This window comes from Aeribacillus sp. JST-2, from assembly GCF_056032925.1.
On the sequence record NZ_JBVVUU010000005.1, the window covers coordinates 51,785 to 74,899 of the forward strand.

Annotated in this window: 25 protein-coding genes and 1 pseudogene; 8 read left to right on the forward strand and 18 right to left on the reverse strand. The window is 41.0% G+C overall.

Features of this window, described 5'->3' with window-relative positions:
* Positions 1-52 precede the first annotated feature (52 nt).
* Positions 53-727 carry a DUF421 domain-containing protein gene (locus AC0KTX_RS04295; protein ID WP_474251005.1) on the forward strand — a complete coding sequence of 225 codons (675 nt, stop codon included), beginning with the start codon at positions 53-55 and terminating at the stop codon, positions 725-727.
* 222 nt (positions 728-949) lie between these two features.
* On the opposite strand, the gene spoVIF is transcribed toward AC0KTX_RS04295, so the two are convergent.
* The 5 genes and pseudogenes from spoVIF to AC0KTX_RS04320 all read right to left on the reverse strand — a co-directional run bounded on the left by spoVIF (position 950) and on the right by AC0KTX_RS04320 (position 2,615).
* Positions 950-1,210 carry a sporulation-specific transcription regulator SpoVIF gene (gene spoVIF, locus AC0KTX_RS04300; protein WP_474251006.1) on the reverse strand — a complete coding sequence of 87 codons (261 nt, stop codon included), beginning with the start codon at positions 1,208-1,210 and terminating at the stop codon, positions 950-952.
* 184 nt (positions 1,211-1,394) lie between these two features.
* A pseudogene (locus AC0KTX_RS04305) lies at positions 1,395-1,469 on the reverse strand (YjcZ family sporulation protein); the annotation flags it as partial.
* Between the two features lie 206 nt (positions 1,470-1,675).
* A complete protein-coding gene (locus AC0KTX_RS04310) occupies positions 1,676-1,912 on the reverse strand; it encodes a hypothetical protein (RefSeq protein ID WP_474251007.1) in 237 nt (78 codons plus the stop codon).
* Positions 1,913-1,914: 2 nt separating this feature from the next.
* Complete coding sequence (locus AC0KTX_RS04315) at positions 1,915-2,064, reverse strand: hypothetical protein (protein WP_474251008.1); 150 nt, start codon at positions 2,062-2,064, stop codon at positions 1,915-1,917.
* Positions 2,065-2,144: 80 nt separating this feature from the next.
* Positions 2,145-2,615, reverse strand: coding sequence for a hypothetical protein (locus AC0KTX_RS04320; RefSeq protein WP_474251009.1), 471 nt, complete (start codon positions 2,613-2,615; stop codon positions 2,145-2,147).
* A gap of 198 nt (positions 2,616-2,813) precedes the next feature.
* On the opposite strand from AC0KTX_RS04320, the gene AC0KTX_RS04325 reads away from it, so the two are divergent.
* The 4 genes from AC0KTX_RS04325 to AC0KTX_RS04340 all read left to right on the forward strand — a co-directional run bounded on the left by AC0KTX_RS04325 (position 2,814) and on the right by AC0KTX_RS04340 (position 6,590).
* Positions 2,814-3,539 (forward strand): BMQ_0737 family morphogenetic spore coat protein, encoded by a 726-nt coding sequence (locus AC0KTX_RS04325; RefSeq protein WP_474251010.1) that lies wholly within the window; start codon positions 2,814-2,816, stop codon positions 3,537-3,539.
* Positions 3,540-3,649: 110 nt separating this feature from the next.
* On the forward strand, positions 3,650-4,720 hold the full coding sequence (locus AC0KTX_RS04330) for a hypothetical protein (protein WP_474251011.1): 1,071 nt from the start codon (positions 3,650-3,652) through the stop codon (positions 4,718-4,720).
* A gap of 12 nt (positions 4,721-4,732) precedes the next feature.
* Positions 4,733-5,707: a CgeB family protein gene (locus tag AC0KTX_RS04335; RefSeq protein WP_474251012.1), complete on the forward strand. Its 975-nt coding sequence runs from the start codon at positions 4,733-4,735 to the stop codon at positions 5,705-5,707.
* A 154-nt stretch (positions 5,708-5,861) separates the two neighbouring features.
* Positions 5,862-6,590, forward strand: coding sequence for a sulfotransferase family 2 domain-containing protein (locus AC0KTX_RS04340; protein WP_474251013.1), 729 nt, complete (start codon positions 5,862-5,864; stop codon positions 6,588-6,590).
* Positions 6,591-6,772: 182 nt separating this feature from the next.
* Here AC0KTX_RS04340 and rfbD read toward each other — a convergent pair whose 3' ends face one another.
* The 3 genes from rfbD to rfbC form a co-directional block, all read right to left on the reverse strand.
* The gene (gene rfbD, locus AC0KTX_RS04345) at positions 6,773-7,615 is read right to left on the reverse strand and encodes a dTDP-4-dehydrorhamnose reductase (protein ID WP_474251014.1); all 843 of its coding nucleotides are present in this window, start codon (positions 7,613-7,615) and stop codon (positions 6,773-6,775) included.
* 94 nt (positions 7,616-7,709) lie between these two features.
* Complete coding sequence (gene rfbB / locus AC0KTX_RS04350; RefSeq protein ID WP_474251015.1) at positions 7,710-8,687, reverse strand: dTDP-glucose 4,6-dehydratase; 978 nt, start codon at positions 8,685-8,687, stop codon at positions 7,710-7,712.
* Positions 8,684-9,247, reverse strand: coding sequence for a dTDP-4-dehydrorhamnose 3,5-epimerase (gene rfbC / locus AC0KTX_RS04355; protein ID WP_474251016.1), 564 nt, complete (start codon positions 9,245-9,247; stop codon positions 8,684-8,686). Before rfbC ends, rfbB begins: the two co-directional genes overlap by 4 nt.
* A 106-nt stretch (positions 9,248-9,353) precedes the next feature.
* Here rfbC and AC0KTX_RS04360 point away from each other — a divergent pair, with 106 nt between their 5' ends.
* Positions 9,354-10,124, forward strand: a complete 771-nt coding sequence (locus AC0KTX_RS04360; protein ID WP_474251017.1) for a sulfotransferase family 2 domain-containing protein — start codon at positions 9,354-9,356, stop codon at positions 10,122-10,124.
* 21 nt (positions 10,125-10,145) lie between these two features.
* On the opposite strand, the gene AC0KTX_RS04365 is transcribed toward AC0KTX_RS04360, so the two are convergent.
* Genes AC0KTX_RS04365 through gmd form a run of 8 tightly spaced genes read right to left on the reverse strand, consistent with a single transcriptional unit; the run spans position 10,146 to position 18,563 of the window.
* Positions 10,146-11,873, reverse strand: coding sequence for a glycosyltransferase (locus tag AC0KTX_RS04365; protein ID WP_474251018.1), 1,728 nt, complete (start codon positions 11,871-11,873; stop codon positions 10,146-10,148).
* Entirely contained in the window at positions 11,874-12,584 is a 711-nt protein-coding gene (locus tag AC0KTX_RS04370) for a sulfotransferase family 2 domain-containing protein (RefSeq protein ID WP_474251019.1), read from the reverse strand.
* Positions 12,585-12,608: 24 nt separating this feature from the next.
* Positions 12,609-14,243, reverse strand: coding sequence for a glycosyltransferase (locus tag AC0KTX_RS04375; protein ID WP_474251020.1), 1,635 nt, complete (start codon positions 14,241-14,243; stop codon positions 12,609-12,611).
* Between the two features lie 26 nt (positions 14,244-14,269).
* Entirely contained in the window at positions 14,270-14,770 is a 501-nt protein-coding gene (locus AC0KTX_RS04380; RefSeq protein ID WP_474251021.1) for a hypothetical protein, read from the reverse strand.
* Positions 14,767-15,801, reverse strand: a complete 1,035-nt coding sequence (locus tag AC0KTX_RS04385; RefSeq protein ID WP_474251022.1) for a glycosyltransferase family 4 protein — start codon at positions 15,799-15,801, stop codon at positions 14,767-14,769. The genes AC0KTX_RS04380 and AC0KTX_RS04385 overlap by 4 nt, the downstream gene beginning before the upstream one ends.
* Positions 15,798-16,919 (reverse strand): DegT/DnrJ/EryC1/StrS family aminotransferase, encoded by a 1,122-nt coding sequence (locus AC0KTX_RS04390; RefSeq protein WP_474251023.1) that lies wholly within the window; start codon positions 16,917-16,919, stop codon positions 15,798-15,800. Before AC0KTX_RS04390 ends, AC0KTX_RS04385 begins: the two co-directional genes overlap by 4 nt.
* Before the next feature lie 18 nt (positions 16,920-16,937).
* Positions 16,938-17,576, reverse strand: coding sequence for an acetyltransferase (locus AC0KTX_RS04395; RefSeq protein ID WP_474251024.1), 639 nt, complete (start codon positions 17,574-17,576; stop codon positions 16,938-16,940).
* Positions 17,577-17,588: 12 nt separating this feature from the next.
* The gene (gene gmd, locus AC0KTX_RS04400) at positions 17,589-18,563 is read right to left on the reverse strand and encodes a GDP-mannose 4,6-dehydratase (protein ID WP_474251025.1); all 975 of its coding nucleotides are present in this window, start codon (positions 18,561-18,563) and stop codon (positions 17,589-17,591) included.
* 173 nt (positions 18,564-18,736) lie between these two features.
* On the opposite strand from gmd, the gene AC0KTX_RS04405 reads away from it, so the two are divergent.
* Positions 18,737-19,918, forward strand: coding sequence for a glycosyltransferase family 2 protein (locus AC0KTX_RS04405; protein ID WP_474251026.1), 1,182 nt, complete (start codon positions 18,737-18,739; stop codon positions 19,916-19,918).
* A gap of 7 nt (positions 19,919-19,925) precedes the next feature.
* Entirely contained in the window at positions 19,926-20,888 is a 963-nt protein-coding gene (locus AC0KTX_RS04410) for a GDP-L-fucose synthase family protein (protein ID WP_474251027.1), read from the forward strand.
* On the opposite strand, the gene AC0KTX_RS04415 is transcribed toward AC0KTX_RS04410, so the two are convergent.
* Positions 20,878-21,981, reverse strand: a complete 1,104-nt coding sequence (locus tag AC0KTX_RS04415) for a glycosyltransferase family 4 protein (RefSeq protein WP_474251028.1) — start codon at positions 21,979-21,981, stop codon at positions 20,878-20,880. The two genes, AC0KTX_RS04410 and AC0KTX_RS04415, sit on opposite strands and share 11 nt — an antisense overlap.
* Positions 21,978-23,006 carry a mannose-1-phosphate guanylyltransferase gene (locus tag AC0KTX_RS04420; protein ID WP_474251029.1) on the reverse strand — a complete coding sequence of 343 codons (1,029 nt, stop codon included), beginning with the start codon at positions 23,004-23,006 and terminating at the stop codon, positions 21,978-21,980. Before AC0KTX_RS04420 ends, AC0KTX_RS04415 begins: the two co-directional genes overlap by 4 nt.
* Positions 23,007-23,115 lie beyond the last annotated feature (109 nt).

Genomic DNA, 23,115 nt, shown 5'->3' on the forward strand with positions numbered 1-23,115 from the left:
TTGATCCGATTTGGGCAACCTAAACTTACCGATCATTAGATAGGTGATGGAAATGGATTTTTTAACAATTGCCATTGAACTGATTTTCGGATTTTTTGCCCTCTTTCTTTTAACGAAAATCCTCGGCAAAACACAAATCACCCAAATCACGACGTTCGATTTTATCTCTGCTCTTGTCTTGGGAGAATTAGTGGGCAATGCCGTTTATGATGAGCATATGGGGATTGAAAAAATTATTTTTTCTGTTGTTCTTTGGGGAATCATGATTTATGCATTTGAAATAACCACCCAAAAATGGAGAAGATCCCGGGCAGCGTTGGAGGGAGCGCCGACAATGATCATCTATAAAGGGGAAATATTGCGGGAGGAGATGAAAAAAAATAAGCTCGATATGAATCAGCTTCAACATTTGTTAAGATCAAAAGGCGCCTTCTCCATTAGAGAAGTAGAATACGCCATTCTTGAAACTGATGGAACGATCAGCATCTTAAAAAAATCGCCATATGTCTTGCCGACGAGGCAAGATTTAAATGTCATATCGCAGCCATCCACTTTGCCATATACATTTATCATTGACGGCGAAGTTGTATGGGAAAATGTCAAAGAAGCCGGGTTTGATGAAAAATGGCTTAAGGAACAACTGCTTGCACATAGTGCGGAAACATTTGAAGAGATTTTTTACGCTGAATGGCATCAGCATGAGGGGCTGCATGTTCAGAAATATTAGTTCTCCTCTTATAACTTGGAAATACCATAAAAACCATTTTAGAAATGATAGCTGGAACATTTTTATTCCATTTTTCCTAAATGTTCGTTGAAATTCTTGTTCAATGGTTGGATGTTCATCAAATGTTGCTTGAGGACAGGAAAAAAGAATATGGCCGTTTTCTAACATGGACCTTTACAGGATAAAAGTACAGCGGGAAAGGAAGACCCGCTGATAGTAGCTTTACTTTTTTTTGTTGTCAAGCATATTGGCGATCGTGTTAAAGTCCATTCGTTCCTTTCCGTTCACAATTGCGTGCACTATTTTATTTTCCAGCTCTTTTGGCACAGAACGGTTGGCAAGCTGTGCCACACGCTTGATTACATTTCGAACTGTCACTTCATCTTGAAAATTGGCATGTTGCAAAGAGTTGGCTAATTCAAAAACGTCTTTCATATTGACACCTGTTTTTTTCTCAATGCTTTTGAAGAGATGATTATCCATCCTATTTCAAAAAACCTCCTTAAAAGTGAATATTTCCTGCTGCAAATCAAACTTTACTCCATATTTATATGAAACCAATTCGGCTTCCGTGATGATAAGAAAACAAGAGTCCGCCTTGCCAAAAAAGGCGGACTTTTTCCATCCAAAGCTAGCCCTCACCTTAGTTTAAAACTTGTCTGTTGGTTTAGTATCTAATAAAAGAACAACCAACAATGATTAACAAGATGAACAACACGACAATGAGCACAAAGTTGCTTCTGTGATATCCGCCGCCATAAGGATAGCCGTATCCGTAATATCCGAAGCCCATATCTATGCACCTCCTCTTTCCAACATTACTATACTGTATGAATGAATCAGTAACTTGGAGTGGACGTACACAGTGGGCGAATGCGGAATTTTTGCAGTATAATAACAAATACATTCTACGCCAGTGAGGACTTTCTCAACAACGCAAAACGGATCTCATTCAAAAAAATGTTTCAAGAAAATTCTTGTGATGATTGTATCCCTTTTTTCCAGCCACTTTTCCATTTGTTTTGCGCTGTTTTCCATTTCAAGTTCAAATTTTTCTGTGGACTGGTCGAGATGTTCAAGCTCCTTTTCCTTCTTTATCATCCAACCTGCATGTGTTTCGGTACGCTCTCGGTACAATTGTTCAACCCATTTTGTTATTTCATTTTCAAACCGGTTCATTTTCACCGCTATTTGCTCCGTTTTTTTCCGCAGCCGCACCCTCCGGAACTGGCTGCACTATAAACTTTTGCCTCACCATGAATATTCTTTTGTCTCTTCTTTAGCTTTGCCGTTTTTTTCTTTGGCAAAGATCCTGAATACACTTTCACTTTTTTCATTAATAGATGCGCTCCTCTCTATCATAAAAATAAAAACCTTATTCTATCTATATGTAGAATAAGGTTTTATGGTGTTGGCATTATTCTTTTTTCATTGAATCGTCCATCTTTAAAAAATGATAATTTTTATGGTGCTTTTTCCGTCTTTCAGGTAAAATGTACTCCTTCCATGCTTGAGGTTCAACTTTTCCATCAATGGCATTGGCTTCTTGCAAATTGCGGAAAAACCAGTCTTCCTTCCTCTTTTCAACTCTTTTCTCTTCTGAAACATTGTTCCCTTTATTTTTTTTGTTTATTTCTTCCAGCTTTTTTTCAAGTGCTTGAATCTTTTTCAAAAGTTTTTTTCGATCTTCTTCCTCTTCCGGTTTGGACTGTTGATGATATTTTTTCGTTTCTTCTTTCAAAGCCTGATTTTCTTTCAGCACTTTTTCCAGTTCCCGTTCTTTTTCCTGCAATGAAACTTCCAATTGCGTCGATTGCTTTGCCTTTTCCTTATAAAAAGACAATTCTGCTCTTAGACGTTCTAAAAACTCTTTATTAATTTGCGCCAATATAACCACCCTTTAAAATTGCTCTTATTGTATATGTATGTATTCTTCGATAAAAATGTGACGAATGCCCACAAAAGTTCTTATTCCTGAAAAAAATTCCGCTCTTGTCACTGCACATTTAACCATATTCCACATAATATACAGTAGTCCGACACCTACGAAAGGTTTGGAAATATAGAATTATTAGGAGGTAACACCATGAACCATTTGGGACATGATACAGAGAGATTATGTATTCGCGTTCCGAAAGTTTACGACTGGGTAAGCCGCCAAATCGATCTTCCGCTTTTAAGCTTCAGAGATTTAACTTCCGTTGGTTTTGATTGCGAAGGAGTTACAGGCACTGCTGAAGATCCGTGCAGATTGTTTGATGAGGGACCAATAAATGTCAGTTGTTATTTAGCTGACAGCCTTGGGAATCCAGTTGATCCAAATTCACCAAATTCTGTATCCGTTACAGAAATCATTCAACCGCAAGGCCGCCAGTCCGTTGTTGTTCATCTTCCAAGAGATGGAAAAATAACGCTTCAAAAAGTAAAAGTGCTGATCAGAGGTTATATTGTCGTTACAGTTTCTGATTTGCAAGGGAATGTCACTTGCGTTTCAGATGCCATCCCATTTGCTACAGTCCAAACCTTCCTGCTCTGCGCACCTGAAGGCACTACATTAGCGAGCCATGTCTCCTTCTTTGAATGTGAAGCCAACTTGATTTGTGAAAACTCAACGTTCAGCCAATTGGATATTTCCATCTTGTTGTGCCTTGATATCCAAATGGAAGCGGAAGTAAAGCTTGAAGTAGAAGGAAGATTTTGTAAACCACGCCGAGAATTGCCCTCTACTTTTGCCTGTTCCGCAGTCCAAGTTCCACCACAATGTCCGGAACTTTTTCCTAGCGATGACTATGACTATGACTTCGATGATTAATGTATTTGTAAAAGGGGGATCTTCCCCTTTTATTTTTTTGAATGATTCATTTGACGAAACATACATATTTATATAGTACACTCTCCGAAAAGAAACCGGGAGGCGATATAATGAATAGAACAAAAAACAGCCAGCAAAATTTCTTGCAGTTAGAACAGAAGTTGATTCATTATAAATCCGAAATTGCCAAATACAAGGCTCAATTAGAAAAACTTAACAGTAAACTCCAATTACAAAAAGAACAAACCGATTATTATAAGGCCGTCATAAGGGCAAGCGAACAATACCGAATAGCAAAAGAGGAATATGAAAAGGAACGATTGCATTTAGAACTCCATGCAGCTCATTATGAAGCAAGATGGAAAGAGGCAGAAACGAAATGGATAGAAGCAAACCGACAATTTTCCCTTCTGGCAGGAGAACGAGACGAATTGTTGCTGCTTATGCAAACGGCCGTCACCAACTTGTTAAAAGAAAAGAAATTAATGGAAAAAAAGATTGAGAAGCTTTATTCGACATTGGAAGAACAAAAACGTGATTCGGCGCAGCTGAAGGACAAACTGGGAAGGGAGGAAACCCGTTTTCGTCTTTTAACTGCCGAGCGGGATGAATTGTTGGAAGTTTGCCAATATCTCGTAAAAATAGAACTAGATCTAAAAAACGAGTTGGATCAACTACAAAATGCGGAAACCGATCATGCCCCAGATTCGGCTGGAAATCCTGTTCGTGCCATGTTTATTCATTCTGTCATTCTTCCTGATTCGGCTGAAGAACCGGTTGCGATTCTCGGTCATGCCACTGTTGAAAACATGACGAATCAGCCGCTTCACCATCCCGTATTATGTCTGAAAATCCAACCGCATCAGCAGGCACAATTAACCGGCAAAATCGTATCCCCGCCAAAAATGGATGGAGGAGATGTTCCATTTCAAGATGGCCGTTCCCTTGTATGGACATATGCGCATCCAAATTTTCGCAAGCAAATGAAAGAAAATGGAGAATATTGGCTGAAACCTGTTGAACGCGAGATGATCGCCCCATATGGAAAAATATCGTTTGATCAATTCCAAATAACGTTTCCTGAAAACGATATGCAGGAAGCACTCATTGTTAAAGCGTTTTTTTATTGTGAAGAACATAAAAACGGCATTCCTTTTGAAAACCAGATTATCATCAGTTAGAAGGACGTTTGCATGATGAAAATTCTTTATATTTCTTCAGGTCATAGACGAATTTACGAATTTTTTGACCGTTCCATTATCCGTTCCTTTCGCAAGCTTTCCATTCAGTTTGCCATCCATCATCCTGCTGCGCCAATTTCATCATTGGCGGATACACTAAGGCAGTTTCATCCAGATTTTGTCTTGGCGATGCTCGGCGACAAAATTTCCTTCGATGTATTGAAATGGATCAAAAAAAGCAATCTTCCGTCCGTTCTTTGGCTGACGGAAGATCCTTATTATTTAAAGAAAACGATCCGTTATGCCCATTTTTTTGATTTCCTGTTTACGATTGACCGCTTCAGCGTCGAATGGTACCAAAAGCAAGGAATCAAAAACGTGTATTATCTCCCATTAGGAACAGATATAACGGTTTTTCGCCCGAAACCTGTCGATTCTTCCTTTAAAAGCGACCTCTGCCTCATTGGCTATCCGTATGAAAACAGGAAAAAGCTGATTGATTTATTAATAAAAGAAACCCCATACTATATCCAATTAGTGGGTTTATGGAAAATGGACGTCCCGAAACGAAGCAAGCATCGAGTTTCCATCCATCAAGGTTGGATTTCTCCATCTGCTGTTTCCTGTTATTATAATGGCGCTTTCATTAACATCAACACTTTAAGGCCGATCGATGATCCCCACAATGAAACAGTGGCAAACATAGGAATAAGATCGCTTAACAACCGCACTTTCGACATAGCCGCTTGCAGTTCCTTTCAGCTTGCTGAACGAAGCGATGATTTGAATGAATTTTTTACTGAAGATGAAGATATCGCTTCCTTTTCCTCCATTGAGGAAGCTGTTGAAAAAATTGATCATTATATGCCGCTGGCAATGGATCGGGAAAGAATTTCTAAAAATGGACATTCCAAAGTAGTTTTGCGTGATACGTTTGAAAACAGAGTGAAACAGATTTTGCAAACCATCAACATCCAAGCGGACTAAAGGCAAAAGTGGAATTATTCTTTTTATCCTCACGCGATCCTTTCCTTTGAATAAAACATAAAGTATCAAAAGCAGAGGAGGATGAAAGAATGGAAGAAAATAGAGAACTTCCATATCCAAAGTGGTGCAAAAAAGCCGATCGGGAGAGGGGTGCATGATGAATCCTCTTATCATTTTCATGCATATCCCCAAAACAGGCGGGTTAACGCTAAGAAAAATAATCGATCAACAATACATGAAAAATGAAATCTATCACATTTCCAGAGGTGTTGACGTAAATAAGCTGAAGGAGAGGCTGAATAATGGCAAAATAAAAGCTGTCTACGGCCATAATCGTTTTGGCATCCACAAATACTTTTCAAACCGGCTCTTTACGTATATTACGTTGCTGAGAGACCCTGTTGAACGGGTGATTTCAACTTACTATTATATTTTGGAGCGGCCGCAAAACCGCCTTCATCATTTGGCAAAGGAGGTTACATTCAAACAATTTGTTGAGGAATCATATTCGGAATTCCATATCCCCGTCAACAATCATCAAACAAGATTCCTTTCCGGACAAAAACAGCCTGATCTGGAGATGGCCTTAAAAAATATGCAGCAGCATTTTCAAGTGGTCGGCATTACCGAACAATACAATGAATCTCTTTTCCTCATGAAAAAACATTTCGGTTGGAAAAACATTTATTATGAAAAAATCAACCAAACTTCATCGAGACCGAAAGCTGCCGATCTTCCCGAATCGCTCATTCAACTGATTGAGTCAAAAAATGAATTGGATCTCGCCTTATACAACGCGGCAAAAAAAAGATTAAACGAGCAGCTTAGCGAACTGTCCATACAAGATAAAAAAGCATTAAAACATTACTTGGATCAAGCATGAGGGCAGCCTATTCAAGCGCGCCCTTCTTTGGCTTATAAACTGAAATCATCATCCTCTTCCATCGTTTGCAACAGCAAGAGCTGGCAATAAACCGGCCGATCGTATGTTTCAACCATTTCTTTTTGGCTCCCCCAAAATTCAGGACTGTTCTCCTTCAGTCACACCATGTCGAATGAAAAAAATTATGTTTCTTTCAAATAAGCTTTCAAAGCATCTTCCCATGAGCGCATACAGGCAAAACCGTTCAGTCTTAATGCGAGATTGTCCAAGACAGAATAATGTGGCCGCTGCGCAGCCCTTTTCATCTGATCGGTTGTACAAGGAATGATGTTTATTTCGTTGATCCCTGCTTCCGTGAAAACCGCTTTCGCCAGTTCAAACCAGCTGCAAGCACCGGTATTGGTGATGTGATATATGCCGTATTTTTCCGTTTGGCACAGTTCGATCATTTTTTCCGATAAATCTCCAGTATATGTTGGCGAACCGATTTGATCCTTCACAACATGAATGTCTTTTCGTTCCTTTGCCAAATCCAGCATTGTCCCGACAAAGCAGCGGCCATGCTTGCCGAACAGCCATGATGTACGGATAATAAACCATTTGGTATGAAATTGCTGCACAAACCTTTCTGCCAAAAGTTTTGATTGACCGTATACATTAAGAGGATTGGGGCAATCAAATTCGCGGTATGGACGGGAAAGAGTGCCGTCAAATACATAATCAGTGCTGATCAACATGAGCTTGGCGCCGATTTTTTCACTGGCAACCGCAACATTTCTTGTGCCGATTCCGTTTACGGAAAAAGCCTTTTCTTCTTCTCTTTCAGCCAAATCCACTTTTGTGAAAGCCGCTGCATGAATAACGGCATCGGGTTTTATCAGCCTCGCCATCTCATCCACTTCTTGAAAATTCTCGACATCCAGCTCTTTTTTTCCAAAAGCAAAGACGTCAAAACCTTTTTGCAGCAAACGCTTTGTTACATCTGTCCCCAGCATGCCTTGCGCCCCGGTGACAATAATTTTCATCGATTTTCCTCCTGTTTCTTCGATTGTTTGTCAAAAGCGATTGATTTTGTTCTTGATCCAAATAAATGTTCAATTACCGCCTTAACATGAGTCGTCACAGCTTTGTAACTGCCTTTAACGGTTTCCACCATGATTCATTCTCCACATACCACTGAATGGTTTCTTTCAGTCCTTGTCCCAAGGAATAGGAAGGCCGCCATCCCAATTCATTTTTAAGCTTCTCAGCATTCAATGCATAACGGAAATCGTGTCCAGGCCGGTCTTGTACATGGACAATCCTTTCAGGCGGTATGTTTAATTCCGCAGCGATCATTTGTACAATTTCATTGTTTGTCCGTTCGTTGCTCGAACCGACGTTATACACTTCTCCGGGTTTTCCGTTATGAAGGATGCACTCGATAGCTGCGCAGTGATCTTTCACATGAATCCAATCTCTTACATTGTCTCCCGTTCCGTATATTGGCAAGTTTTTGCCTTCCAATGCATTTGTAATCATGAGAGGAATCAGCTTTTCAGGAAATTGAAAAGGACCGTAATTATTGGATGATCTGGAAATATTGACATTTAATCCAAATGTTTTAAAATATGCGCGGACGAGAAGATCAGCAGCCGCTTTGCTGGCGGAATACGGACTGTTCGGTTTCAGCGGGGATTCTTCCGAAAAAAGTCCTTCCTTGCCTAACGATCCATATACCTCATCAGTCGAAATTTGCACAAATTTTTGAATCCCGCCATCTTTGGCAGCCTCAAGCAGCGTTTGCGTTCCGAGCACGTTGGTGCAAACGAACAAACACGGATCGTCAATGCTGGCATCCACATGCGTTTCTGCGGCAAAATTGACAATCACATCAATTTTTTCCTTCAAGATCACTTGTTGAACGAGCTTTTTGTCTCGGATATTCCCTTTTACAAAGGAATAATTCGGTTGGCTGTCAACAGCCTGCAAATTTTTTTGATTTCCTGCATATGTCAATGCATCCAGATTCACAATTTTTCCATCATGGCGCTCCAGCATATAACGGATAAAATGACTGCCGATAAACCCGGCACCGCCTGTCACAAGAATATTCATGAGCCACCCCTCCAGAAAAAATTCATTTCCGCTTTGCTTAACGGCGGCAGCTTTGCATCTTTCACGGATAGAATCGGTTTTTTCACAGGCCAATGAATGTTCAGTTCCATGTCATTCCAGCAAAAGCCACGCTCATGTTCCGGCGAGTAATATTCATCCACTTTATAGAGAACCTCCGTTTTTTCGGTCATTGTACAAAAACCGTGTGCAAATCCTTTCGGGACGAGAAGCTGCTTTTTGTTGTCCGAAGATAATAAAAAGCCTTGCCACTTTTTATAGGTAGGCGATCCCTTTCTAAGGTCAACGACACAATCCCAAATGGCTCCTTTCACAACCCGAATCAACTTCGTCTGCGCTTTGTCTTCAAGCTGGTAGTGCATCCCTCGCAAAATTCCCGGCCGGTCGGAAAAAGATTGATTGTCTTGAATAAATGCGAACGATAGACCATGATTCCGAAATGTTTTTTCATTATAGGCTTCCATAAAATAGCCGCGCTCATCAAAAAACACATCAGGCTCAAACAAAAATACATCCGGGAACATCGTGCTGTACACCTTCATTTGCCTTTCTCCTCTATTCTTGTCGTTTTTAAAAAGATGGCCTAGAACTTTTTTCCATCTACCAAAATATTTTAATGATATAACTTAGATAAGGACTGATGAAAAGTTGGGAACAGTTATTCATATTCAAAAAGAAGCCCCTTTATTAATCCACCTTCATATGCCCAAAACCGGCGGAACGACTTTAAAAAAAATTATCAGAAAAAATTATCCGAAACAAAATGTGTTCGACGTTTATGTCGATCGAAAACATTTATCATCACGGCTTGCCGAGCTGGCTGAAAAACAAGTTCAATGCATTCAAGGACATTTTCCGTTCGGCGTCCACCAATTCTTCCAACAGCCGAGCACCTATATTACCATACTCAGAGACCCTGTTGACCGCATCATCTCCGAGTATTATTTTATTCGCAGCATACCATGGCATAGTTTGCATCCGAAAGTTTCCAACATGAGTTTGCAAGAATATCAACAGTCGCCCCTTACCCAAAACTTGCAAACCGTTTATATATTAGGGAGAAAGTTTGGTTCGCCGCTTTCAGAAGATGATCTTGCACAAGCAAAAGAAAATTTGGAAAATTATTTTTCGGTCGTTGGCATCACGGATATGTTTGATGAGTCTCTTTTTCTTATGAAAGAGCAATTCCAATGGCGAAATACCGTCTATACAAAAGCAAATGTTACCAATCAAAGGCCGAAAAAACACGAACTTCCTGAAGACATTCGCACGCAAATTCAACAAAACAATGAATGGGACATGAAACTGTATCAATTTGCCAAGCAACGTTTAATCGAAAAAATTGAATCTTTCGATATTCGCACAAAAAAGAGATTAAAAGTTTTCAAGAAAACAAACCTCGCAAACAACGGACAATAAAGGAGATCGTTAGGATTCTTCTTACGATTCCATGATCTCCTTTGCGATCGCCAAATAATCGCCTGATACGTCAAGCCAAGTCCGCTCCAAAGCCGGCCGAATGGCTTCTTTTTGTTTGGCAATTGCCAGCCCTTGATCCTTCCATAATCGGAAAATCGCTGCTTCGATTTCCTCCGTTTTGTAAGGATTGAAAGTGTTCAAGGCATCCAAATCTGCAACAATCTCCCGGACAACTTCAAGATCGCTGACGGCAACCGGTGTATCCATTGTCAATGATTCAAGCATTTGAAACGGGCAACTTCCTTCAAACAGTGTCGGGATGACCGTGCCGATGGCATATTTGTAAAGAAGGGCTACTTCTGACCATGGCAACCGTCCTAAAAACCTAATGCGTTTTTTGATATTTTCTTCTTGCTCCGCTTCAAGCAAATGTTTAATTTTCCCAGACACAGGACTGTTGACATAATGGTCTGTAAAAACAAGCTGCATGCTTGCTTCCTTGTTTTTTCGGCTAAATTGCATAAACGCTTCAATCAGCCTATCAATATTTTTATGCCAGCGAAAAACCGTCGGGTACGTGATATACGGGCCATACAGTTGATACCGTTGTCGAAACTTCTTTTCCTGTAAAGGATTGACCGCAGCATACTCTTTTTTTGGCGCCGCAAGCCGAATGACTGCCGTCTTATTGGGAGGAAGCTGCAAAAATTTGATTCCTTCGTGATTTTTTGTAAATTCGGAATGAAACACGGTCTTTTTCGCATTTTTGGCGACGTTTTGGACAATCTGATGGAACCGGTCATAAAAGGCTTTATTATTTTCATAGATTTCATGGAAATGCATATAGACAAGGTCATGCAGGCAAAGGATGAACGGACGCTTTAAAAAAGCAGCCGGCTCCATACCAACGTACGGAACAATCCAAACATCAACGGCAACTTTTTCATTTAACCATTCGATGCGTTCAAATTTAACAAGGCGGAGGCGCCCGGGATACGAGCGCAGCAAATATTGAAACGATTGATGAATAACAGGGAAATTTAGCGCTTCCGCAGCAATGGTGATGACAACGTTATCCTGCTTTTGCATGATTCCTTCGACAAGCCTTAATACAAATCGGCCGATCCCTTCTCCGGCAAAATCGTAAATTTTGATTGAATAACCGATGAATATCCCGATATTTGTCAAATGACCGGCATCTTTTGTCTTCCCTTTAACATCTCCAACTTGTTTCCCAACAGATGATGATGTAATGTCTGCCAACAATTCGCGGCATTCTTGGGATTGGATGAGACTGAAGATAATGTTCAAACGGGATGCGCCATTTTGCAGTTGGCTTCGGATTTCCATCCGTTCATGCTTTTTCGGGTGTCGCAACAAAATATGGCGGTAACACGCTTTGATAAAATCGGCATCCTGTTTTTGATGGATCATTTCTCTTAAAAGCTTTAAAATCGTAACCTCTTCCTTGACAACCCCTGGCCAATTCTGTTGCCACAATAAAAATTTTGCCTCGCTGCTATGCAAAAGATTGCGGAAAAACGCAAACTTTCCATCAAAATTGAGTGCTTGAGCTAGTAAATGCAACAACACTTTCGGTTCCGGCTCCCGGTGCAAAATTTGTTTGTACATCTCCCAAACAAAATCTTCTCCTTCCAGTTGGAATACTTGTGAAAGGATATTGATGAGTTTATCATTCGCTTCCTTGAGAAACGTTTCCTGAAATTGTTTGTTTCTTTTGAAATCCATTCAAGAGCCGTCTCCTTCCAATGTTTTTTTAAATAATGCCAATTCTTTTTTTGTTTTTTGATCAAAGCCGGCAAGTTCCTGTAAAAGCCTTTGTTTTGCATAATCATACACTTTTAAATCAATGTGATTTTTCTCCCGGATTTTTTCAATGGTTGCTTTTGACAGATCATTTTTTAACGGTCGGTTTTGGTTGACATTCATTTTTGTGATGGTAAACTCACGCCAATTCAAATTTTTTTTCATTAAAAACAATGATTCTGTATAAAGCTCGGTAATGCCGACAACCGAAAAATAGTTTTTTAAAATAGCCTTTGCTCTTTTAAAACTTGGCGGATCATCTCCGCAAATAAAACGAGTTTGCAAATTTTCCGATGTCAAGTTGAACCGGTCGTCATGCAAATAATCATCAAGGCTGCCGGGAAATTTTTTGAAATAAGGGCTTTGATGGCGATAATAAAACCATGAAATGACTTGTTCGACGGGATCCCTTAACATCGTAATATAGGTGAAAGGCCTTGTGATATAGCGATGAGCGCCGAAAGGAATATGGCCGCAAAAAGCTTCCGCAACCTGAAGCTCTTTTTGCAGCTTTGCGACATCCTCTTCTTGATAATGAAGAACCTGTTGGTATTGCTGTTCAATGACGTTTGTCAACGTCGTTCCGCCCGTTTTCGGGATATGGAGGTAAATCAAAAGCTGCTTTCCCTTCATCGTCCACCACCCGTTTAATTTTCTTTAATTTCGTTTCTCAACCATTAAATTCGTCAGTTCGAACGAATGATTTCCGTTCCATACCAAACGCAGCTCTTTCAACAAGTCTGCTGTTAAAGGTTCAATTTGGACAGTAAGCGTAAAGACATTTTTTCCCTGCTTCATGTCTTTCAACTCTGTCGCCCCGGCCATTTGAAAATCCGGATTCCATATGCCGAACGAAATGACTCCGGCGGAGGGGGCAAAGGGTTGTTTGCTGATTAATTCAATCGAAAAGGAATAGGTCCCGGGGGGCATTTTTTGCACATATTGCCCGATCATCATCCCCGGAAGATCTGAACCTTTTTCCACTCTCTTTCCGATAAATTGGCCGCTGTGGTCATAAATGAATTTTCCTGTAAACCCGTTGATTTTCTCCAAACTGTATGCGATCTTTTGTCCGGGATGTGCAGGCAAATCGGTTTGCAGGTCAGCACTTCGGAATAAATCTTTTTTCGAGAGGTTGATGGAAGAAGGCGGGATATATTGCCCTTTTCGATTCTTTTGAATAAAAGGCTCCATCTTTTGAAAAAATTCCTTCGTTCTCTTGAGCGCAGCATCACGGCTGAAAATGCCTTCGAAGACTTTTGTCTGCTCATGGGCAAGCTTTTGCAGCGCCTGCATATTATGGATGAGGCCTAAAACTTTATTTTTCATTTCTTTTGGAGTTGCGCACATGCCAATTTGCTTTAATTTATGAGGACTAATCCCGTGATCCCTCGCCTCTTCAGCAAGTCCAGACTTTTTAAGGAAAAGGATCGGAACGCCCATCTTGATCGCTTCAATCGGCGTGTAGTGCACATGATAATTCGAACCTAGACCTATATAAACAAACAAGCGGCTTTCTGCAATTTTGGCAAAAAACGCTTGATCGTCCAAATGGCCGAGTATTTTGCCGGAAATTCCTTTCACCGCCTGTTTTGAATTTTTCCCTAAAACGAAAAACGGGATCTGTTCAAACTCTTTGGCAAAGTTCTCAAAAATTTCTCTGGCAGCAGGGTTTGAGTCCAAATAGGAAATCGTCGTCGTTAAAAACGGTTTTGAGTTCGATTTTTTCCAATCAAATTCAAGCCTGTCTTTTGAAACAAAAGCATTTAAATAAAATTTATTTTTGACGAGTCTGGCATCCTCCCTGTCATCAAGCCGATTCAAAATCGGACACCATACATAGCGATTGGAAGCTGTGATTTGGCCGATGTCCACTTTCAAACGGTTCATTTGCTCTGTATAGGTTGTGTAATCACCGTGCCCAAAAACACGAAACACAATGTAGCCTTGAAACCATTTCGATATATTTTGAAGAATGTCCGGATAGTTGGATACGAAAATGCAATCGATCCATTTGTTGATGAACTGCGTTTCCTCCTCCGTTAAATTTCCTTTTTTACCTAATATGTCGATTCTTCTGATCCTCTCCACAATATTAGTCGGAAGAGTGCACGACTTCCGCCAATGAGGATAAAGCCGGTCTGTCTCATCATCATAGCGGCTGTCATATTTTAGCCAAAATCTGTCTCCTAAACAGGGGATGACTTCCGCACCTGCTTCGATCAACAGCGGAACTTCCTCATATCGCAGCGTTTGGTGTGTGCACAGCCAATATATTCTCGGTGCAGCCATTATATACACCTCCAGATCAAATATCGTTATAAGATGAGTTTTTTTACTACTCTCTCCCACTCTTCCTTTTGGTTGGAAGTTGGGAACAAAATTTCACAATCTTTTTCCAAATATTTTTTCAAAAAGGCACAGTCTTTTTTGGATAACGCAAAAAGACCGGAACAGCTGCCAATGGACTTTTGACTGAACGAAATGAATTTTCGGATGAGCGATTGCTTGATGTTATTTTTTTCCATCTCTTGAAAAAAGGAAGCGGAATTGACCAGCCACAACGTTTTATTCGAATGGCGCACGAAGCAGGCTGGAATTTCAAGGGCAATCACCTTGTCAAAAAAAGTTTGCAGATGAAGGAGCTGCACTGTTTTCAATTGCCTGATCAGTTCTTTTTCGTTTTGAATAACAAAAGGAATGTGAATAAGTTCCGTTTCGTGGCCGAATTCTTTCAGCTTATTCATCAGCAGGTTGGAAATCATTTCCGTTTTGCCGCTTTGAAAAGGGTTCAAGTTTTGAACGATGGCAATTTTCAATGAAGCAGCCTCCTTATCACATGCTCCCAAGAAATGTTCATCGATTTCATCTTTTCATATCCTGCTTCTCCAAGCCTTTTGGCCAGTTTTTTGTCAAAATAGAGCTGATCGAAACAGTTTGCCAATTCTCTCGGATCAGGAGCAGAAATGAAACCTGTTTCATTATCTTGAACTAATTCTAACGTTCCGCCGGAATCCATACAGGTAATGACCGGTTTTTTGGCAGAAAAAGCTTCCAAAGTCGGATATCCGTAAGAATCTTCGGCAAACGGGATGTAGACGCAAGCGAGCGCATTTGCCATGAAGGAAATCTTTTCCCCTTCAGAAATCCATTTGTTGATGAACATCACTTTATGAAAAAGGCCGTTCACTTTTATGATCTTTTCTAAAAATGCCGCCATTTCTTTTTTTTCGGTTTGGCCGGCAATCAAGAGCTTGACATTGGATTTGGTATATTTCATCGCTTCAATGGCAAGGTGCTGACGTTTATGATGAACGACACGGCTGGGATAAAAAAGAAAATCGCCGTACTCTTGACAGTAGAAATGGTTGTTGGCAAGCGGCGGATAGAGGACTTCCGCATCAATGTGATTAAACGTTTTAAGACGGTTTTGGACTTCGCGGGAATTGGCAAAAATTTTTTCAGCCTCCCGAAGCGCTTTGTTGTCCTCTTCAATGATTTGGCTCCGTATGTTCCGGCCGCTTTTCGTATCCGGAATATCTTGATATTCCGTTCCCCAAAAATCATATGCGCCCCGATGATGGTGAATGAACCAAATCACTTTTTCAGGATGTTTTATTAAATAGCTCGGCGTTCTGACGGCGATCAGTTTGTCAAATTTATCGCTTATCCTGAAAGAACGGATCGCTTTCATTTGCGCAGGCATCGCCGGGTAGCAAGAAAGAAACGGGATTTTCAGAACTTCCGTCTGGTGGCCAAATTCTTTCAGTTGTTCATTTAAACCGTCCACCATCATCGTTGCTCCCCCCTTCACAAACGGTACAAACGTCGAAGCAATCAAGATGTTCAAGTGGCTGACCCCCGGCAATGATAATGAAGCCGTTCTGCGATATAACGAATTTCATCTTCTGTTAAAAGTCCATGCGTCGGCAAGTTCAGCCCTCTTTTCGCAATATGTTCAGCCACAGGATAACTGTCTTTTTCTTGATAAGGGGGGAGCGTATGCATCGGGTAAAACACAGGTCTTGTTTCAATTCCGTCTTGCGCGAGGAGGGAGATTAATTGATCGCGATCCACTTTCGCCTGATCCTTGAGCAGAATCGAATACATCCAAAAAGAATGGCGCGACCATTTTTCTTCTTTCGGCAACTCGATGCAGTTTGCCAGATGCTTTAAGTAACGGTCATATAATGAAGAGATGTCACGGCGCTTTTTTAAATGCTCTTGAATGTTTTCCATTTGCCCTAGTCCGATGGCAGCCTGAAGATTTGTTAAACGGTAATTATAGCCGATTACAGGAAACCAATACTTTCGGTTTTGATCCATTCCTTGGTTTTTTAATAGACGAATTTTTTCGTTTAATGCATCATCGTTGGTGGTGATCATTCCCCCTTCACCTGTGGTGATGATCTTGTTTCCAAAAAAGCTGAAACAACCGATATGCCCGATGGATCCCACTTTTTTTCCTTTATACTCTGCACCGTGTGCTTCCGCTGCATCCTCGATAACAATGAGCCCGTATTTTTCAGCTATTTTCAAAATCGGTTCCATGTTGACAGGGTGCCCGTACAAATGGACGGCAATGATCGCTTTCGTACGTTCATTGATTTTTTCTTCAATCTTTGCCGGATCCATATTCCATGTGTCTTTTTCGCTATCGACAAAAACCGGAAGGGCGCCGCAGTAGGATACAGCGTTTGCTGACGCAATATAGGTTAAGGTCGGAACAATCACTTCATCCCCTTTCCCGATCCCGCAAGCAAGGAGCGCAAGATGAAGAGCCACGGTGCCGTTTGCACAGGAGATGGCATATTTTGTTCCGCAAAAATCTTGAAAACTTTTTTCAAATTGATCGACATATTTTCCAACGGATGAAATCCAAGAAGTTTGAAGACAATCTAAAACATACTTTTTTTCATTTCCATTTAACAGAGGATATGCTAAAGGAATTTTCCACGTTTTTTCCATCACTTTCACCTTTCCGCTTCACGTTTGCGGCCATTCAATATTTCGCGCCGGAACACCAGCCACTTTTTCAAAATCATTGACATCCCTTATGACAACGGCTCCTGCTCCTACAACCGTCCATTTTCCCACTTTCACTTTCGGGATGATCCGTGCCCCGGTTCCGATCATGGCTCCTTCCTCAACGTGTACGTTTCCTGCTATATTCGTTCCTGGTGCAATATGGGAAAAGCTTTCGATCACTGTATCATGGTCAATGGTTGCGCCGGTATTAATAATGACATTATTGCCTACTGACGCCTCTGCATTAATGACGGCTCCGGGCATAACAGCAACGCCTTCTCCCAATTTTGCCGTGGGTGATACATAGGCGAACGGGCTGATGGCATTAATGAATTGATACCCTAATAATTTCAAATGCTGGTAGATTTCTTTTCTTTTTTTATTGCCCCCGATGGCTACAAATGCATGATGGATTCCATTTGCAAACAGATGGGCAAGAATGCTGTCATCACCGATCACCTTGATGCCTTGCACGCTGGAACCGATTTTACAAGAATCGGTTAACCCGACAATATTGTATTGGCCGATCGATTTTAAAATATCGACAACCACCTTGGCATGACCTCCTGCACCAACAATGACAACTTTACTTTTCATTTCCGCCCCCAACTAGCTTTGTTTCAGAATCAATTCATATTTTTCCAGATCTTTGTCAACCATCATTTTGACAAGCTCTTCAAATGACACTTTTGGCTTCCAATTAAGTTTTTTTTGTGCTTTTGAAGCATCCCCCAACAAAATATCCACTTCTGCAGGCCGGAAAAGCTTTGGATCTTGTATCACATAATCCCGCCAATCAAGACCGACATGCCTGAAGGCGGTGCTTACAAATTCTTTGACAGTATGGGTTTCCCCTGTGGCAATGACATAATCATCAGGTTTTTCTTGCTGAAGCATAAGCCACATTGCTTCAACATAGTCTCCTGCATACCCCCAGTCACGTTTTGCTTCCAAATTTCCCAATTTCAGCTCTTTTTCCAAACCTAATTTAATTTTTGCCACCCCATCGGAAATTTTTCTTGTCACAAACTCCAACCCTCTTCTGGGAGATTCATGGTTGAACAAAATGCCAGAACAAGCAAAAAGCGAGTAGCTTTCACGGTAGTTGACCGTCATCCAATGGCCGTATACTTTTGCGGCAGCATACGGGCTTCGCGGATAAAAAGGGGTCGTTTCTTTTTGCGGTATTTCGACCGCCTTTCCAAACATCTCGCTACTTGATGCTTGGTAAAATTTCGCATCAGGCGCTGTCAATCTTGCAGCTTCAAGCATATTTAACACTCCCAGCGCCGTCACAGTCCCTGTTAAGATCGGCTGATCCCATGAAGTTCCGACATATGATTGAGCCGCTAAATTGTAAACTTCATCTGGTTGAACAGTTTTAAACGCTTTAATCAGAGAATACAAATCTTGAACATCTCCAGGAATCAATTCAATCTCCTTTTTGATATGCCTGATATTTTCAATGTTTGGCGTCGCCGTACGACGTTTCAGCCCATACACTTTGTATCCTTTCTTTAATAAAAATTCCGCTAAATACGAACCGTCTTGGCCGGTTATTCCTGTAATGAACGCTTTTTTCAAGATCTCACCTCCTGTCCTGAACCATTTCCCTGCTGCTACGTGCTAACAATATATGTCGTAAAAAAGAAAATGTATAATTATTTGCCTATTTCTTTCTCATCACAACTGTGCCAACTCCCCCATATAAATAGATAGGCGATTGTTTGCCAAGGAACGCATTTTGGGAGGTCAACATGAGGAAGCCGTACATATCCATTCTCACCCCTTCTCTCAACCAAGGAAGGTTTATAGAGGAAACGATTAAAAGCGTTTTATCTCAAGATTATCCAAGCTTTGAGCATATCGTCATCGACGGAGGTTCAACGGATGAAACACTAGACATTTTGCGATACTACCAAAAAATAGATGACAGACTTCGTTTTATTTCTGAACCGGACAGAGGGCAATCGCATGCCATAAACAAAGGATTGAAATTGGCGAACGGCGACATTGTTGGCTGGCTCAATTCTGATGATACGTATTGCAGAGACGCCTTAACAAAAGCCGCCAACGCCTTTCAAACAAATTCAAGCTGCTCCGTTATTTACGGAAAAGCATACATTACCAACGAAAAGAACGAAATCATCCGTCCTTATCCCGTGCACCCTTTTGATAAGAGAAAATTATTCAATTCCTGTTTCATCTGCCAGCCGGCAGCCTTTATCAAAAAATCGGCATTGATCCGCGCGGGCGGCGTCGACGAAGATCTGCAATTTTGCATGGATTATGATTTATGGATACGCTTGGCGAAAATGAATGTACCATTCGGTTTCCTCAATGAGTTTTTGGCGCATACGAGGTTTTACCGCGAAAGCAAAACGGGAGCAAAACTGTTCACCGTCGGGTTTCCGGAAATCATCAAAACGCTTAAAAAACATTACGGTTCTGTTTCGAAAGAATGGCTGGCCTTTTTTCTTACGTTTTACCGGCATCAAGGAGCGGCAGCGTTTTTAGCGATTTTTAAGCAATATGACGTTTTCGGAAAAAGTCCTAAAATTTCCGGATTGGAAAATTTATGCGCTAAAAAAACCATCTATGCCACGATCGATCCAGATCCTTCCGAACCAGTATATGCAATATTGTTGAAAGGAGAATTGGAGAAAATTTCGAAATGCCGGTTGTCGGTCATTTGCAAAGGTAAGACTGTTTTCCGTTCTGAAATCCAAAAAAGTGTTCACGAGCATGTCATTCCAATCACACTCGAACAATCAGGAACCATTGAATTGCATTTCAATCGTCCGCATTTTCTTTTCAAACAACTTCTTCCTCTTTCCAGAAAAGAACTGGACTTTTATCTGCATTTTAAAAGAGGGACAAAAGAAACAATCAACTGGATTCAACAAGCTGTTTCGGACGGAATTTTTAAAAAAGGATGAATAAAAGATGAATATGAAGGATTTAAACATTATCGTGACAGGCGGTGCAGGATTCCTTGGGTGTCATGTTGTCAACTATTTGAGAAAGCGGGGATGTTCCAACATTTTCGTTCCGAGGAGCCGCGAATTCGATTTGCGCAAGGAATGCGATATTATCAACATGTTCAAGCAATTCAAAGCGGATGTTGTCATTCATTTAGCTGCTGTCGTCGGCGGCATCGGCGCCAATCAAAAAATGCCTGCTTCATTTTTTTACGACAATCTGATAATGGGGATTCAGCTGATGGAACAGGCAAGAAGATTTCAAGTAAAGAAGTTTGTTTCCATCGGCACCGTCTGTTCTTATCCAAAGTTTGCCTCGATTCCTTTTCAAGAGCGGGACTTGTGGAACGGTTATCCCGAGGAAACAAATGCCCCATACGGCATTGCCAAAAAAGCGCTCCTCGTCCAAGCGCAAAGCTACCGGAAGCAATACGGTTTTAATGCCATACATTTAATCCCCGCCAATTTGTACGGCCCTTATGACAAATTTGATCTTGAGTCATCCCATGTAATTCCGGCGATCATCCGAAAATGCATCGAAGCGAAAGAACAAGGAAAAAAACACGTCGTTTTGTGGGGATCTGGGGAAGCCACAAGAGAATTTCTTTATGTGGAGGACGCAGCCCGCGCCATCGTTTTGGCAACAGAGCATTACAATGAAGAACTTCCTGTCAACATTGGAACGGGAAAAGAAATTTCGATTCGGGAGCTTGCCAACCTTATTCAGAAATTAACGAAGTTTGAGGGAGAAATTCTCTGGGATCAAACTAAACCGGACGGCCAACCGCGAAGACAGTTGGATGTCCGGTTGGCAAAAGAAAAATTTGGCTTTGCAGCAGAAACCGATTTGCCAACAGGTTTGCAAAAAACGATTGAATGGTATGAGCAATATCGGCAGAACAAGACGGGCTCCACCTTCACCGGTTAAACAATTGAAGCAATGTTTGCGCGCTTTTTTCCCAAGAAAAATAGGCGGCGCGCTCCTTCCCTTTGGCGATCAAAGATTTTCTGATTGTTTCCTTCATCATTTGCTGCATTTTTTCTGCGATATCATTAGGATCAAAAGGATCGAACAAAAGCGCCGCTGATTGGACAATTTCCGGAATGCTTCCAGCGTTTGCCGCAGCAATCGGCGTATCGGTCCGCATCGCCTCAACCAATGGAATACCAAATCCTTCAAACAGCGATGGGTAAACGAGAAAGTCTGCATCGTGATAAAGAAACGGCATCTCTTTTTTTGGAAGATATCCCAAAAAAGATACTTGGTCTTCCAAATCGAGCTCTTGCACCATTTTTTTGATGGTTTTGACATAGGAAAAGTTTGCCTGTTCATACCCCGTAAAAACAAGCGATATTTTCGGGCCTGCCGTTTGTTTAAGAAGGTTCAACGCTTTTAAAAGATTGGGATGGTTTTTATGCGGCCAAAAATTTGCCGGATACAGTCCGAAAACATCGGGAAGATTGTATTTTTTGCGGATGCGGTTCAGCTTTTGTTTTCTTAATTGGTCATGGAATTCTTTCGGTGCATCTCCATAGACGACTTCCAATTGGCTGTCATGTAATCCGTATTTTTCAATCAATGTTTGTTTACAAAAATGGGAAATGGTGATGATGCGGGCACCGCTTTTTTTGGCATCGATTATCGTTTGATCCCGTTTCATACGTTCTGTCGGATGAAAAAATTCCGGAAAGTATTGATGCTGTAAATCCGGAACCAGTATAAACGTCGGTGTGTCGATCCCTTTTGGACAGCTGTCAAAAAAAGGAGAAAACAAGTAATCCATTTTCCATTCGCCGATCCATGTCCTTAATAGGTTATCGACGGAATCATCCATCGCCATTCCGATTTTTTTCACGTTCCTTCCCTCAATGCGGAGCAAATGTTTTTGATGTTGTGGGAGGAACAAATAAAAATAATGATCCGATGTTCTGGCCATTTCTTCTATCAAATTTGTTACAAATGGTTCAATTCCACCCATTTTCCCTGCCCGAAATCGGGTCATATTTACCGCAATATTCACTCGTCATCTCTTCTTTGTCCGATTTTTTCATTCGATAAAAGATTCTTCAATTCCTTTTCTTTTGATTTATGACAAATAAGAAGCCCTTCTGCCGTTGAAGCTATGATCAAATCTTTTACACCTGCTATCACCGCTTTTGTTTGGTCTACCTTTATAATGCAGTTTTCCACCTCTGATGTGGCCGCATCGCCGATAATAATGTTTCCACTTTCGGAAACAGGATAAAATCGTTCCAATGCGCTCCACTTTCCTACATCATCCCAGTCGAAATGAACAGGAATTGTATGAATGGAATCCGCTTTTTCCAAAATTGCATAATCAACTGATATATTGGGAAGCGAACGATAGATTTTTTCAATTTGTTCATCTTCCGCCTTAAACAGTTGATAAAGCTGGGGCTGAAATTTTTTCATAAAATAGGCAACAGTTGACGGTTTCCAAACAAAAATACCGCTGTTCCAATAAACATTGTTCATTTTATACAATTGTTGCGCATGATCGGCGGAAGGTTTTTCTATGAATCGTTTCGCTTTCAAATATTCACCATCTTTTTCTTCACATTGAATATAGCCATATCCTGTTTCAGGCCTCGTCGGCTTTATCCCCAATGTCACTATCACCTTGTCTTTTTCCGCTTCTTTTTCAGCAAGTTTAAAAGCATCTTTCAATCCCTCGCTTCTAGATATAAAATGATCGGCTGGTACGGAAGCAAACACTTCATCGCTTTGCTGCCGCAAAAAAGTGCGGGCGCACAATGCGGCGCACGGACCTGTATCCCTTCGTGCAGGTTCAATCAATAATTGCTGTTCAGGAATTTTTATCTGTTCACGTACTAAATCTGCATATTCCTCCGTTGTGATAATGTAAATATTTTCAATCGGCAGCCACCGGCAAAATCTTTTATACGTTTGTTGAAGCAATGTTTCATTCCCACCTAAAAACGACATGAACTGTTTCGGTTTTTCTGTCGTGCTCCACGGCCAAAATCTTGTCCCTTTGCCGCCTGCCATAATGACAATCTTCATTGTCAACACCTCGGTTATTTTTTCCGTCATATTGTACGATTTTTGAATAAAGATTGATTGTAGAAACGCCCGTTTCAAAGGAAAATAGGCCTTTAAAGCCAGTACAATC

Bases quoted from the DNA above. Each gene is read 5' to 3' on its own strand.
- AC0KTX_RS04295 (WP_474251005.1), top strand. From the start codon at position 53: ATGGATTTTTTAACAATTGCCATTGAACTGATTTTCGGATTTTTTGCC.
- spoVIF (WP_474251006.1), bottom strand. From the start codon at position 1,210: ATGGATAATCATCTCTTCAAAAGCATTGAGAAAAAAACAGGTGTCAAT.
- AC0KTX_RS04315 (WP_474251008.1), bottom strand. From the start codon at position 2,064: ATGAAAAAAGTGAAAGTGTATTCAGGATCTTTGCCAAAGAAAAAAACG.
- AC0KTX_RS04325 (WP_474251010.1), top strand. From the start codon at position 2,814: ATGAACCATTTGGGACATGATACAGAGAGATTATGTATTCGCGTTCCG.
- AC0KTX_RS04330 (WP_474251011.1), top strand. From the start codon at position 3,650: ATGAATAGAACAAAAAACAGCCAGCAAAATTTCTTGCAGTTAGAACAG.
- AC0KTX_RS04335 (WP_474251012.1), top strand. From the start codon at position 4,733: ATGATGAAAATTCTTTATATTTCTTCAGGTCATAGACGAATTTACGAA.
- AC0KTX_RS04340 (WP_474251013.1), top strand. From the start codon at position 5,862: ATGATGAATCCTCTTATCATTTTCATGCATATCCCCAAAACAGGCGGG.
- rfbD (WP_474251014.1), bottom strand. From the start codon at position 7,615: ATGAAAATTATTGTCACCGGGGCGCAAGGCATGCTGGGGACAGATGTA.
- rfbB (WP_474251015.1), bottom strand. From the start codon at position 8,687: ATGAATATTCTTGTGACAGGCGGTGCCGGGTTTATCGGCAGTCATTTT.
- rfbC (WP_474251016.1), bottom strand. From the start codon at position 9,247: ATGAAGGTGTACAGCACGATGTTCCCGGATGTATTTTTGTTTGAGCCT.
- AC0KTX_RS04365 (WP_474251018.1), bottom strand. From the start codon at position 11,873: ATGGATTTCAAAAGAAACAAACAATTTCAGGAAACGTTTCTCAAGGAA.
- AC0KTX_RS04370 (WP_474251019.1), bottom strand. From the start codon at position 12,584: ATGAAGGGAAAGCAGCTTTTGATTTACCTCCATATCCCGAAAACGGGC.
- AC0KTX_RS04375 (WP_474251020.1), bottom strand. From the start codon at position 14,243: ATGGCTGCACCGAGAATATATTGGCTGTGCACACACCAAACGCTGCGA.
- AC0KTX_RS04390 (WP_474251023.1), bottom strand. From the start codon at position 16,919: ATGGAAAAAACGTGGAAAATTCCTTTAGCATATCCTCTGTTAAATGGA.
- AC0KTX_RS04395 (WP_474251024.1), bottom strand. From the start codon at position 17,576: ATGAAAAGTAAAGTTGTCATTGTTGGTGCAGGAGGTCATGCCAAGGTG.
- AC0KTX_RS04405 (WP_474251026.1), top strand. From the start codon at position 18,737: ATGAGGAAGCCGTACATATCCATTCTCACCCCTTCTCTCAACCAAGGA.
- AC0KTX_RS04410 (WP_474251027.1), top strand. From the start codon at position 19,926: ATGAATATGAAGGATTTAAACATTATCGTGACAGGCGGTGCAGGATTC.
- AC0KTX_RS04420 (WP_474251029.1), bottom strand. From the start codon at position 23,006: ATGAAGATTGTCATTATGGCAGGCGGCAAAGGGACAAGATTTTGGCCG.